This is a genomic window from Sinomonas cyclohexanicum (assembly GCF_020886775.1).
Lineage (GTDB): Bacteria > Actinomycetota > Actinomycetes > Actinomycetales > Micrococcaceae > Sinomonas > Sinomonas cyclohexanicum.
Genome location: NZ_AP024525.1, coordinates 4,193,359 through 4,205,422, shown reverse-complemented (window position 1 = coordinate 4,205,422; position 12,064 = coordinate 4,193,359). Strand labels below are relative to the sequence as shown.

15 protein-coding genes are annotated in these 12,064 nt (G+C 71.8%); 8 read left to right on the top strand and 7 right to left on the bottom strand.

The features are described 5' to 3' along the window. Positions 1-2 precede the first annotated feature (2 nt). Positions 3-359: a carboxymuconolactone decarboxylase family protein gene (locus tag SCMU_RS19725; protein ID WP_229230770.1), complete on the bottom strand. Its 357-nt coding sequence runs from the start codon at positions 357-359 to the stop codon at positions 3-5. Further along, entirely contained in the window at positions 356-1,816 is a 1,461-nt protein-coding gene (locus tag SCMU_RS19720; RefSeq protein WP_229230769.1) for an MFS transporter, read from the bottom strand. Before SCMU_RS19720 ends, SCMU_RS19725 begins: the two co-directional genes overlap by 4 nt. 103 nt (positions 1,817-1,919) lie before the next feature. Here SCMU_RS19720 and SCMU_RS19715 point away from each other — a divergent pair, with 103 nt between their 5' ends. Then, complete coding sequence (locus SCMU_RS19715) at positions 1,920-2,822, top strand: helix-turn-helix transcriptional regulator (RefSeq protein WP_229230768.1); 903 nt, start codon at positions 1,920-1,922, stop codon at positions 2,820-2,822. Positions 2,823-2,998: 176 nt separating this feature from the next. Further along, entirely contained in the window at positions 2,999-3,823 is an 825-nt protein-coding gene (locus tag SCMU_RS19710) for an SDR family NAD(P)-dependent oxidoreductase (protein ID WP_229230767.1), read from the top strand. A gap of 59 nt (positions 3,824-3,882) precedes the next feature. Here the strand turns inward: SCMU_RS19710 and SCMU_RS19705 are convergent, their stop codons facing one another. After that, the gene (locus SCMU_RS19705) at positions 3,883-4,884 is read right to left on the bottom strand and encodes an aldo/keto reductase family protein (RefSeq protein WP_229230766.1); all 1,002 of its coding nucleotides are present in this window, start codon (positions 4,882-4,884) and stop codon (positions 3,883-3,885) included. Positions 4,885-4,935: 51 nt separating this feature from the next. Next, on the bottom strand, positions 4,936-5,283 hold the full coding sequence (locus SCMU_RS19700; RefSeq protein WP_229230765.1) for a hypothetical protein: 348 nt from the start codon (positions 5,281-5,283) through the stop codon (positions 4,936-4,938). Between SCMU_RS19700 and SCMU_RS19695 the strand changes: the two genes are divergently transcribed. Then, positions 5,260-5,610, top strand: coding sequence for a hypothetical protein (locus SCMU_RS19695; RefSeq protein WP_229230764.1), 351 nt, complete (start codon positions 5,260-5,262; stop codon positions 5,608-5,610). The two genes, SCMU_RS19700 and SCMU_RS19695, sit on opposite strands and share 24 nt — an antisense overlap. Positions 5,611-5,637: 27 nt before the next feature. Here SCMU_RS19695 and SCMU_RS19690 read toward each other — a convergent pair whose 3' ends face one another. The 3 genes from SCMU_RS19690 to SCMU_RS19680 form a co-directional block, all read right to left on the bottom strand. Further along, on the bottom strand, positions 5,638-5,973 hold the full coding sequence (locus SCMU_RS19690; protein ID WP_229230762.1) for a YnfA family protein: 336 nt from the start codon (positions 5,971-5,973) through the stop codon (positions 5,638-5,640). Positions 5,974-5,977: 4 nt separating this feature from the next. After that, positions 5,978-6,838, bottom strand: coding sequence for a prolyl oligopeptidase family serine peptidase (locus SCMU_RS19685; RefSeq protein ID WP_229230761.1), 861 nt, complete (start codon positions 6,836-6,838; stop codon positions 5,978-5,980). A gap of 191 nt (positions 6,839-7,029) precedes the next feature. Beyond that, positions 7,030-7,515, bottom strand: coding sequence for an SRPBCC family protein (locus tag SCMU_RS19680; protein WP_229230760.1), 486 nt, complete (start codon positions 7,513-7,515; stop codon positions 7,030-7,032). Between the two features lie 195 nt (positions 7,516-7,710). Here SCMU_RS19680 and SCMU_RS19675 point away from each other — a divergent pair, with 195 nt between their 5' ends. The 5 genes from SCMU_RS19675 to SCMU_RS19655 all read left to right on the top strand — a co-directional run bounded on the left by SCMU_RS19675 (position 7,711) and on the right by SCMU_RS19655 (position 12,060). Further along, positions 7,711-8,568, top strand: coding sequence for an alpha/beta fold hydrolase (locus SCMU_RS19675; RefSeq protein ID WP_229230759.1), 858 nt, complete (start codon positions 7,711-7,713; stop codon positions 8,566-8,568). Next, the gene (locus tag SCMU_RS19670) at positions 8,565-9,812 is read left to right on the top strand and encodes a thiolase family protein (protein ID WP_229230758.1); all 1,248 of its coding nucleotides are present in this window, start codon (positions 8,565-8,567) and stop codon (positions 9,810-9,812) included. The genes SCMU_RS19675 and SCMU_RS19670 overlap by 4 nt, the downstream gene beginning before the upstream one ends. Before the next feature lie 13 nt (positions 9,813-9,825). Continuing rightward, complete coding sequence (locus tag SCMU_RS19665) at positions 9,826-10,494, top strand: 3-oxoacid CoA-transferase subunit A (RefSeq protein ID WP_229230757.1); 669 nt, start codon at positions 9,826-9,828, stop codon at positions 10,492-10,494. A gap of 4 nt (positions 10,495-10,498) precedes the next feature. Then, entirely contained in the window at positions 10,499-11,179 is a 681-nt protein-coding gene (locus SCMU_RS19660) for a 3-oxoacid CoA-transferase subunit B (RefSeq protein WP_229230756.1), read from the top strand. A gap of 65 nt (positions 11,180-11,244) precedes the next feature. Beyond that, positions 11,245-12,060: an IclR family transcriptional regulator domain-containing protein gene (locus SCMU_RS19655; protein WP_229233097.1), complete on the top strand. Its 816-nt coding sequence runs from the start codon at positions 11,245-11,247 to the stop codon at positions 12,058-12,060. The last annotated feature ends 4 nt before the right edge of the window (positions 12,061-12,064 follow it).

The following is a 12,064-nucleotide window of genomic DNA, read 5'->3' as shown; positions in this document are numbered from 1 at the left end:
CCTCAGGAGGCGACTCTCAGGAGGTGCCCCCTGACGGGGGCGGGGGCGCCGAAGACGCGCTTCGCGACGGCCATCGCGGACATTGCCCTCGGCCAGCCGGCGTAGAACGCGAGGTGCGTGATGGCCTCGATGAGCTCGGCCTCGGTGAGCCCGTTCTCCTTCGCGTACGCGAGGTGGAACGTGAGCTGCTCGGCGTTGCCCCCGGCCACGAGGGCAGCGACGGTCGCGAGGCTTCGGTCCCGCTTGGACAGCTCGGGGCGCTCCCAGGCCTCGCCGAACAGGACGTCGTCGGTGAAGTGGACGAGCGCGGGTGCGAAGTCCCCGAGGGCCTTCTGGGCTCCGGTGGGTTCAGTGGTCATGGCATGGTCCTTTCATGGAGGGCATGGGGGTGGCCGGCCGGCAGGGCGCGGCTCGCGATGGCCGCGAGGAGCGCCACGCCGGCCGCGATGGCGAGACTCGTGAGGACGCCGCCCTGCAGGGTCCGGGGGTCGGCGAGCAGTCCGCCGAAGACGGCGACGGACAGCGCCCCGCCCGCCTGGCGGCTCGTGTTGAAGACGCCGCTCGCCGTCCCCGCGAGCTCCGCCGGGACGCCGCTGAGCAGCGATGCGGTGGAGGGCGGCATGATGAGCGGCCCGGACAGGCCCACGAGCACCATGAGCGCGGATGTGGTCCACACCGGGACCACCGCGGAGAGCGTCCCGACGAGCGTGAGTCCCGCAGCCAGCGCCACGAGTCCGGTGGGCAGGAGGCGCCGCGCGCCGAAGCGCTCGATGAGCCGTGCGCTGAACGGCGTCATGCCCAGGCCCGCGAGCATCATGGGCAGGAACACGAGCCCGGTGGCGAACGCGCTCAGCCCGTGCGCTTGCTGCAGGGACAGGCTCATGACGAACGGGAGCCCGAAGTAGCCCACCATGAACGCGAAGCCCGACGCCGCGGTGACGGCCATCGTGCGGTTGCGCGCGAGTGCGCGCGGGACCATCGGGTGCCGCGCGCCGCGCTGGATGAGGGCGAACGAGATGGCCGCCGCGACGCCCACCGCGAACGCGAGCACGACGCCGGCGGAGCCCACCCCCGCGCTGCCCGCCTCGATGGCGGCGTAGGTGACGCCGGCCATGGCGACGGTCGCCGCGGCCTGACCGGCCCAGTCGAACGGGGCGCGGCCGGTCCGCGGGAGCGCCGGGCCGCCCGACCCGTCTTTCTGCCGCGGCGCCCGGGCGAGGGCCACGAGCGCGAGGGCACCGGCGGGGACGTTGATGAGGAAGATGAGCCGCCAGTCGACGAGGCTCAGGGCCCCGCCCGCCACCGGTCCCGACGTCGCAGCCACGGCACCGCCCATCGAGTAGGCGGCGACGGCGCGCGCCCGCCGCCGCGCGTCGGGGAACGCCTGCCCGATGAGCGCCATCGAGGACGGCATCATGAGCGCGGCCGCGGCGCCCTGGGCGAGGCGCGCCGCGATCAGGCCGCCCAGCCCGGGTGCGAGCCCGCACGCCACAGAGGACGCCACGAACGCCACGAGGCCCATGGCGAACGCGCGCCGGGCGCCGAGCCGGTCGGTGAGCGCGCCGGCCGAGAGCAGGAGCGCCGCAAACAGGAGCGTGTACCCGTCTGCGACCCACTGGATCCCGTCCATGCCGCCGCCGAGCTCGGCCCGGATGCTCGGGAGGGCCACGTTGACCACGGTCGCGTCGAGCGTGATGACGAAGAAGCCGAGCACGGGGGCGGCGACCCGCGCAGCGGCGGTCCGCGCCCCGGCGGGCCCGACGCCGGGGCCGCGGGGCGCCGTCGTGCGTCCGAGGGCGGAAGGTGAGGTGAGCACCCTTCTATGCAACGCCCGCGCCGGGCAACGAGGGAGAGCCCTGATGAGCCCGGTACTGGCAGTACCTCCCTCGCGTAGTGCCCCGCGGCGTACCGTGGAGCGCATGGCAGACACCCGGGCCGAGGTCCGCGACTTCCTCGCGAGCCGCCGCGCCAAGATCACCCCCGAGCAGGCCGGCCTGACCGTGTACGGCGGGAACCGGCGCGTGCCCGGACTGCGGCGCGAGGAGGCCGCGCTGCTCGCGGGCGTGAGCGTGGACTACTACACACGGCTCGAGCGCGGGAACCTCGCTGGCGTGTCCGAGGGAGTGCTCGAGGCGCTCGCCCGCGCGCTCCAGCTCGACGACGCCGAGCGCGACCACCTCTTCGACCTCGCCCGCGCCGCGAACGCCTCACCGCGCGCCCGCCAGCGGGCCCCGCGCCAGGCCGTCCGCCCGAGCGTGCAGTTCATGCTCGAGGCGATCACGGGCGCCCCGGCGTTCGTGCGGAACGCGCGCATGGACATCCTCGCCGCGAACCCGCTCGGCTTCGCCCTGTACTCGCAGATGTACGACGACGTGGCGCGCCACACGCTCGACGTCCCCGTCCGCCCCGCGAATCACTCCAGATTCATCTTCCTGGACACCCGCGCCCGGGAGTTCTACCCGGACTGGGCCCTCGCCGCGAACAACAACGTGGCGCTCCTGCGCACGGAGTCGGGCCGCAACCCGTACGACAAGGGCCTCGCCGACCTGGTCGGCGAGCTGTCCACCCGCAGCGAGGAGTTTGCGGCGCTGTGGGCCCGGCACAACGTGCGGCGGCACTACTCGGGCAACAAGCAGTTCCGCCACCCCGTGGTCGGCGACCTCGAGCTCCTCTTCGAGGCGCTCGTGCCGTCCGAGGACCCCGGCCTGACCCTCACGGTCTATCCCGCGGTGCCGGGCTCGCCGTCGGAGGAGTCGCTGCGGCTGCTCGCGAGCTGGGCCGCCACGGAGCGGATCGGGGAGCGGGCGCGGGCCGAGCGGTAGCCAGCCGCGCGGCGTCGTGCGCACGACGCCGGGTGGGCGCCTGCCGCGACTGTCTCACCGTCGATACAGTCGCCCATGGGCTGCCCTTGTTCACCCGTCATGCCGCCGATTTCGCAGGCATCGACAGTCTGGACGTTCGCGCGCTCTGAGGCACGACGCGGCGGTAGTGTGTGCGCATGGCTGATGTCGCGCTCGTCACAGGTACGTCGTCCGGGATGGGGCTGCACGCCGCCGTCGAACTCGCGCGGCGCGGCCTGACCGTCGTCGCCACGATGCGGGACACCGCCCGCTCGGGTGACCTCCGGGCGGCGGCCGAGCGCGCCGGCGTCGTGCTCGACATCCGCGCGCTCGACGTCGTGGACCACCCCGCCGCCGAGGCGCTCGTCGACGCCGTGGCCCGCGATCATGGGCGGATCGACGTCCTCGTCAACAACGCTGGCCGCGGGTGCGTGGGCACGGCGGAGCAGCTCGGCATGGACGTGATCCGGGACCAGCTCGAGGTCAACTACCTCGCGCCTGTGCACCTCGCGAAGCTCGTGCTGCCGGGCATGCGCGAGCGGCGTCACGGGTGCATTGTGACCGTGACGAGCGTGGGCGGCGCGGTCGGCCAGCCGTTCGCCGACGCGTACTGCGGGGCGAAGTTCGCAGTCGAGGGGTTCATGCAGTCCCTCGCGCCGGTGGCCGAGCAGTTCGGGGTGCGCGTGAGCGTTGTGGAGCCGGCGGCGGTGGCGAGCGAGTTTGTCGCGAACGTCGAGCGGCCCGCCGCCGTCGGGGCGTACGGGGACCAGCTCCAGCGGTACATCGCGCGCACGTCGGGCGCTTTCGCCTCCGCCCAGTCCGCGGCCGACGCCGGCGCGGCGATCGCGGGCGCCGCCACCTCGCCCGACTACCGCTTCCGCTGGCAGACCTCGGACGCCGCCGTGCGCTTCGTGGGCGCCTCCCTGGCCGACCTCGACGGGGAGCGCGTGCTCGGCGTGACCCGCACCTGGATCGCGGGGTAGCCGAGCACGACGGCGCGTGGTCGCCACCACCGATGGTCGCCGCCCGCCGCGGCCTCACCCTAGGCGCGGTGCTTCACCCCCGAGTGGGCGTTCGGGGCGAGCGTGGTGCCGGTGACGGGGACGTCGCCGAGGGTCTCGTCGATCGCGGCGAGAACGTCGTCCGAGAGTTCCACGCCCGAGGCCGCGGCGTTCGAGTGGACCTGCTCGGGCCGGGACGCCCCCGTGATCGCCGAGGCCAGCTCGCTGCGGCGGAGGACCCACGCGAGCGCCATGACCGGCAGGGCCAGCCCCGCGCCGTCGGCAATGGGAATCAGCCGCTGCACGGCCTCGAGGATCGGCTCCCGCATGAGCATGTCCTTCGAGACGTTCATGGTGTCGCTCGCGAAGCGGCTGCCCTCGGGGATGGGCTGGCCCGGCAGGTATTTGCCGGAGAGCACGCCTTGGGCGAGCGGCGACCAGACGATCTGCGAGATCCCGTTCGCCGCGCACAGCGGGAAGACCTCCGTCTCGGGGGCGCGCCACAGCATCGAGTACTGCGGCTGGGACGAGACGAAGAGGTCCGGTCCCGCGATGTCGATCGCGGCCTGGATCTGCTCGGGCGTCCACTCGCTGAAGCCGAGGTACCGCGCCTTGCCTTGCTCGACGACCTTCTTGAACGCCTCGATGGTGTCCTCGATCGGCACGTTCACGTCGAAGCGGTGCGCCTGGTAGAGGTCCACGTGGTCCGTCTGGAGGCGCGCGAGCGAGGCGTCGATCTGCTTGGCGATCTGCGATGGCGCGAGGCCCGAGTCCGCCGGGTCGTCGGACATCTGGCCCATGACCTTCGTGGCGAGGATGTAGGAGTCGCGCGGGTGCTTGGAGAGGATCTCGCCCCATGCCGTCTCCGAGGCTCCGCGCCCGTAGACGTTGGCCGTGTCGAAGAAGTTGATCCCGGCGTCGAAGGCGGCCTCCGTGCAGGCGCGCGTCTGCTCCGACTCGATGCCGCCCGAGAACGTGAGCCACGATCCGAGCGAGATCTCCGATACCTCGAGGTCAGAACTTCCGAGCTTGCGGTAGCGCATGGTGGTGCTCCTTGGTGGCCGGGTGGGGGCAGGTGGACTGACCCTCCATGCCTACGCCGATTCGGCCCTGTTGGGAAGAGGTGCCACGAGCGCCCAGGCCGTCCACGCGGTCAGGACGAGCCCCACGGCGTAGGCAGCAATCCCCAGCCACTCGGGGCCCGGAACGGCTGCAAGCGCGGCGAAGAGGACTCCGAGGGTGAGGGCGGCTGCAGGCAGGAGCCCCGCCCTCCACGCGGCAATCGGAACGATCAGGTAGATCACCGGGCCGAGCATGAACAGGATCGGCAGGGGGCCACCGGCGGCGTGGAACCCGTCGAAGGCATCCACGGCATCGCCCGTGGAGATGCCTGACCTCGCGAGGCCCAGAGCGACGAAGTGGCTGACGGAGATCGCGGCCATGCCCAGCCCCCGGGACCGGACTCGCTCATCTTCTCCATCGAGAACCACCCCGGCGGGGCGCCGCTGCTGTCCGGATCGCTGGGCCACGGTGGGCAGGCCGTCTCCGGTGTTGGCGACAAGGCCCTCCTCGTAACGAGCTCCGAGCCCGCAGGGCCGAAGTCGCTGCGGCCCGCCGGCGACGTGCCCATCACGATCCTGTCCCTCATGGTCGCCAAGGGCGAGAATATGGCGATCTTCACGGCCGAGATCCTCATCTCCCCGACCGAACCCACGGCGGACCAGACGAAGGACCAGCTCCTCGGCCTCGCGCGGGACGCGAAGTTCTGAGGCCACGGCGTCTGCGGCGGCTGAGGCTCAGGACGCCCGCGGAGAGAACATGATGACTGCGACCCCGGCCAGGCAGATGGCGGCACCGATCAGGTCCCAGCGGTCGGGCCGGAACCCATCCACCACCACGCCCCACGCGAGCGATCCCGCGACGAAGACCCCGCCGTAGGCCGCGAGGATCCGGCCGAAGTGCGCGTCAGGCTGGAACGTGGCGACGAAGCCGTAGATCCCGAGCGCGATGACGCCGAGCCCGGCCCACCACCATGGTTTCCCCTCGCGGACGGACTGCCAGACGAGCCACGCCCCTCCGATCTCCGCCGTGGCGGCGACGACGAACAGGACCACGGACTTGAGGATGCTCACCGGCTCATGATGCCAGCAGCTCGCCCACGAGCCGCCGGCACAGCGCGTACGCCTCGTGCCCCGGGTCGATGACGGCGAAGTGGTCGCCCGTGGTCTCGTGCACGACGGCGGGGTCCCCGGCCGCGCGGGCGGCCGCGACGTAGTCGGCGGACAGCGCGAAGGGGACGGCCTCGTCGTCGGGGGAGTGCACCGCGTGGACGGGCACGCCGATCGGCAGCGCCCGCATCGGGTCGGCGACGGCGAACGCGCGCGCGAGCTCCGGCGAGTCCGTGGACGCGCCGCCCATGAGATTCCGCGCCGCGTGGTTGCTCAGGGCCAGCCGCTCCGCCTCGGCGAGGCTCAGCACGCCGGCCTGGCTCACGACGCCGCGCAGCGGCACCCGCGGTCGTGCGCCGGGGGCGCTGGCGGGCAGCTTCGGCCGGCCCGCCGCCCACACGGCGAGGTGGCCGCCGGCGGAGTGCCCGACGACGACCACCCGCCCGGCCGCGACGAGCCGCGAGAGCCGCGCGGCGTCGTCGTGCGCCAGAACCCCGAGGGCGGGAACGTCGGCGAGGCGGTCGATCCCGGCGGCGACGTCGAGGAACGTGGCGGGCCAGCCGCCGTCGCCCGCCGTGCGCGTCCCGTCCTCCCGGACCGAGGCGGCCCGCCGGTACTCGAGGTTCCACGCCGCGAAGCCGTGCGCCGCGAGGTCCGCCGCGACGGGCGCGCCCAGCTCGGCGGTGTACTTGTCGCGCCAGTAGCCGCCGTGGATCACGACGGCGATCCCGCGCCACCCGCCGTCGGGCGCGGCCTCTGCGGCCGTGGGCAGGTACAGGTCGGCCCACTGGTCGGGGTGCGGGCCGTAGGGAATGCGGACGGGGTTCACGCCGTGACTCTACCGGCCCGACTCCAGCTTCGCCCTAACCCTCTCGAACACGGGCCCGTGGGACTTCGCGGCCGCCTTCGCGAGGAGCGGCTCGAGGGGCGAGAGCCGCCACAGCCCGCCCGAGCGGTTCTCCGCCGTGAGCCTCGTCCCGGACCCGTCCGGCTCGAACTCGTACGTCCGGGTGCGCCCGGCTACTGGGCCGCGGCGGAGGTCTTCTCGACCGCCGTCTTGATGTGGTCCAGCCAGCCGTTGACGGTCTTGGCCCACTGCTCCCCGCCGCCCCAGGCGTACATGACGTCCTCGAACCAGGTGATGTCCGTGTTCTCGAAGGCCACGTCCAGCCGCGTGCCCTCGCCCTCGGGGACGAAGGTCCAGGTCCAGCCGACGTGCTGCTTGAGGTCCCGGTTCAGCACCTTGAGGTGGGACGTGATGACGATGCGCTCGTCCGGGACGAACTCCGTGAACTCGTGGGTCACGTGCTCCGTGAGGCCGGGCGTGGCCTTGTTCAGGACGTGCGCCACGGTACCGACACCCTCCGGGGCCAGCGTCGCGTCCTCGACGTGGATCTTCGGATGGCCGGCGAACATGTTGCGCGGGTCCCGGCAGTGTTCGAAGACGGCGTGCACCGGGGCGTTGATGGCGACGGTATAGGTGTGCTTGTACTCGTGCTCGGACATGGCGGGCCTCCTGGGGTGCGTGCCTGTTCTTCCATGGTCGGCCGGGGTCGCGGCGGGGGGCAGTGTCGGAGGTCCCGGAACTGAAGCCACGCCCTGCGGGACCAGTCAGGAGCTATCTGTATGTTCGTATCGCGAACACTTGTGCATGATGCGAACGTGTGGCTACCCTGAGAGAAACGAGGAAAGGACCAGCACATGAGCGTGCCGAAGATCAAGGCCGTGCGGCTCAGCCCGCGCGAGCAGCTCGGAGAGCGGGAGCTTGTGGTGCTCGGGCCGTCGCTCGGGACGTCGACCGTGATGTGGGACGACGCCGCGCGCCTCCTCGGCGCCGACTACGACATCCTCGCCTGGGACCTTCCGGGCCACGGCGCCTCGCCGGCCGTCGCGTCCGACGCGTCGTTCGGCCTCGGCGACCTCGCGGACGCCGTTGTGGACGTTGTCGATTCGATGGCGCCGGGTGCCCGGTTCCACTATGCGGGCGACTCCGTTGGCGGCGCGACGGGCGCGGAGCTTGCGCTCCGGCATCCCGACAGGCTCCTGAGCCTCGCGATGGTCTGCTCCTCCCCGCGCTTCAACGGCGCCGAGGCGTACGCGGCGCGCGCCGATGCGGTCGCCAGGGAGGGCACCGCCATCCGCCTCGAGGCCTCTGCCGAGATCTGGTTCGCCCCCGGCTTCCTGGGGGAGCACCCCTCCGAGTCCTCGCGGCTGCTCCACGCGCTGCGCGACGCCGACCGCTTCGGCTACGCCGCCGTGTGCCGCGCCCTTGCCGCGTACGACGTCCGTGACCGCTTCGGCGAGATCTCGGCCCCGTTCCTCGCGCTGGCGGGCGAGTTCGACTCCGTGTGCCCGTTCTCAGAGGCACAGTGGATGGCGGAGCGCGCCCAGAACGGCACCGCAGTCGAGATCCCCGGCGTCGCGCACATCGCTCCGACCGAGGACCCAGCAGCCGTCGCCGAGCTGCTTCGGAAGCACTTCGCGGCGGCGGTAGGCCGTCCGTTGCGTCCGTTGGCCCACGAGACCCTTTCACTGATCAATGAGGAACAGCACAAGTGACTGAAGCATTCGTCTATGACGCCATCAGGACCCCGTTCGGCAAGTTCGGCAGCGGGCTCGCCGGGGTCCGCCCCGACGACCTCGCCGCGCACATGGTCCGCACCATCGTGGACCGCGCGCCCGGCCTCACCCCCGAGGCGCTGGAGGGTACCGACGGCCAGCACCGTGCAATCGACGAGGTGATCTTCGGCAACGCCAACGGCGCCGGCGAGGAGAACCGCAACGTGGCCCGCATGGCCACGCTCCTGGCCGGCCTGCCCGTCTCGATCCCCGGCACCACGGTGAACCGGCTCTGCGGCTCCTCGCTCGACGCCGCGATCATCGCGTCCCGCCAGATCCAGGTGGGAGACGCCGAGGTCATGCTCGTCGGCGGCGTCGAGTCCATGTCCCGCGCCCCCTGGGTCCTGCCCAAGACAGAGAAGCCCTACCCGGCCGGTGACATGACGCTCGCCTCGACCACTCTCGGCTGGCGGCTCGTGAACAGGAAGATGCCCGCCGAGTGGACGGTGTCCCTCGGCGAGGCGACCGAGCAGCTGCGCGAGCGCTTCTCGATCGGCCGCGACCGTCAGGACGAGTTCGCCGCCAGATCGCACAACCTTGCCGACGCCGCGTGGAACGCGGGCTTCTACGATGACCTCGTTGTCCCCGTCCCTGGCACCGACCTGACCCGTGACGAGGGAATCCGCCCCGGCTCGTCCGCGGAGAAGCTCGCGGGCCTCAAGACCGTGTTCCGCAAGGACAATGGCGATAGCTCGGGATCGACCGCGGGCGGCACCGTCACGGCCGGCAACGCATCTCCGCTGTCGGACGGCGCGTCCGCCGTCCTCATGGGCTCCGAGGCCGCCGCGGAGACCATCGGCCTGGCGCCGATCGCCCGCATTGCGGGCCGTGCTGCCGCAGCGAACGAGCCGCAGTACTTCGGGTTCGCGCCGGTCGAGGCCGCGAACGAGGCCCTCACGAAGGCGGGGATCGGCTGGGACCAGGTCGGCGCCGTCGAGCTCAACGAGGCGTTCGCCGCCCAGTCCCTCGTGTGCGTGGACGCGTGGAAGATCGACCCCGAGATCGTCAACCGGCACGGAGGCGCGATCGCCATGGGCCACCCGCTCGGCGCGTCCGGGGGCCGGATCCTCGGCACGCTCGCCCGCTCCCTGCAGCGCAGCGGCGAGCGGTGGGGCGTCGCGGCCATCTGCATCGGCGTGGGCCAGGGCCTTGCCGTCGTGCTCGAGAACGTCAACGCGAAGTAGAAGGGGACCGGTCGTGGCACACACACTGGAGTTCAAGGACACCGCTGCGGAGGCCGTGGCGGGCGTCAAAGACGGCTCGACCGTGATGATCGGAGGGTTCGGCAATGCTGGGCAGCCGTTCGAGCTCATCGACGCGCTCCTGCAGTGCGGCGCGAGGGAGCTCACAGTCGTCAACAACAACGCCGGCCAAGCAGACGAGGGCCTCGCGCTCCTCATCAAGGAGGGCCGTGTGAAGAAGATGATCTGCTCGTTCCCGCGGCAGTCGGACTCGTGGCACTTCGACGAGAAGTACCGCGCGGGCCAGATCGAGCTCGAGCTCGTCCCGCAGGGCAACCTCGCCGAGCGCATCCGCGCCGCCGGCGCGGGGATCGGCGGGTTCTTCACCCCCACCGGCTACGGCACGATGCTGGCCGAGGGCAAGGAGACCCGCCTCCTCGATGGCAAGTGGCAGGTCTTCGAGACGCCGATCCACGCCGATGTTGCCCTCATCAAGGCGCTCAAGGCGGACGGGAAGGGCAACCTCGTCTACCGCAAGACCGCCCGCAACTTCGGCCCGATCATGGCCGCCGCCGCGAAGCACACGGTGGTCCAGGTTTCCGAGGTTGTGCCGACCGGCGCCCTCGACCCGGAGAATGTCGTGACCCCGGGGATCTACGTCAACACGATCGTGAAGGTGGGCTGAGGACATGACTGAGCAGACAACGGCGAGCGTCCCCCAGACCAGCACGGTACCGCTGAGCCGCGACGAGATGGCGCAGATCGTCGCGAAGGACATCGAGCCGGGCTCCTTCGTGAACCTCGGGATCGGCCAGCCGACCAACGTGTCGAACTACCTCACCGCGGAGCAGGACATCACGCTCCACACCGAGAACGGCATGCTCGGCATGGGGCCTGTCGCCACCGGGGACGCGATCGACGAGGACCTCATCAACGCCGGCAAGATCCCCGTCACCGAGCTGCCGGGCGCGAGCTACTTCCACCATGCCGACTCGTTCGCGATCATGCGCGGGGGCCACCTCGACGTGTGCGTCCTCGGCGCGTTCCAGGTCTCCGCGACCGGCGACCTTGCCAACTGGCACACGGGCGCGCCGGACGCGATCCCCGCCGTAGGCGGCGCCATGGATCTCGCCACAGGCGCCAAGGACGTGTACGTGATGATGAACCTGGCCACCAAGGACGGCACGGCCAAGCTCGTCCCCGAGCTCACCTACCCGGTCACCGGCGTGGGCTGCGTGACGCGCGTGTACACGGAGAAGGCCGTCTTCCTCATCACGGACGACGGGGTGCGCGTGCGCGAGACCTTCGGCACCACGTTCGAGGAGCTGCAGGACGTTATGGACGTCCCGCTGCTCCCGGCGGCCGGTTGAGCCGAACGACGGTGGAGCCGACGGTGGTTGAGCCGAGTCGAAACCAGAAGCCGAACACCGGCAGCGTGGACTATGTCCAGCCGCCGGTCCCGACAGCGAGTGACCAGTTCGTCCAGTCGCTCGCGCGCGGCCTCGCCGTCGTGCGCGCGTTCGACGCCGAGCACCAGGAGATGACGCTCTCCGAGGTCGCCGCCCGGACGTCGCTCACCCGTGCCACGGCACGGCGGTTCCTCCACACGCTCGTCGAGCTGGGGTATGTGCGCACGGACGGACGAGTGTTCGCCCTGACGCCACTCGTGCTCCAGCTCGGGTACGCGTACCTGTCCGGCCAGCGCCTGCCGGAGCTGGCCGAGCCGATCCTCGAGGAGCTCTCGCACCGGCACGGCGAGTCGACGTCCCTCGCGGTCCTGGACGGCACGGACATCGTGTACCTCGCGCGCATCCACACGCGCCGGATCATCTCGGTCGGCATCTCGCCCGGCACCCGGTTCCCGGCCCACGCGACGTCGATGGGCCGGGTCCTGCTCGCGTCCTTGCCGCCCGCCGAGCTGGACTCGTACTTCGCCCACGCCTCGCTCGAGCCCCTCACGCCCCGCACGCTCGTCACGCGGCTCGCGATCGAGGACGAGCTGGCCAGGGTCCGCGCCCAGGGATACGCGGTCGTCGACCAGGAGCTCGAGGTGGGCCTGCAGTCCGTGGCCGTGCCGGTGGTGGGCGCCGGGGGCCGCACGGTCGCGGCGATCAACATGGCCCTGTCCGTGCGGCTCGATGGGCACGGCTCGGCGGCCGACCGCGAGTCCGAGGTGGGGCGGCTCGTCCCCGAGCTGTGCGCCGCGGCGGCCTCGATCGCAGAGGCCGCCCAGGCGGTGGGGGCCGCATAGTAGC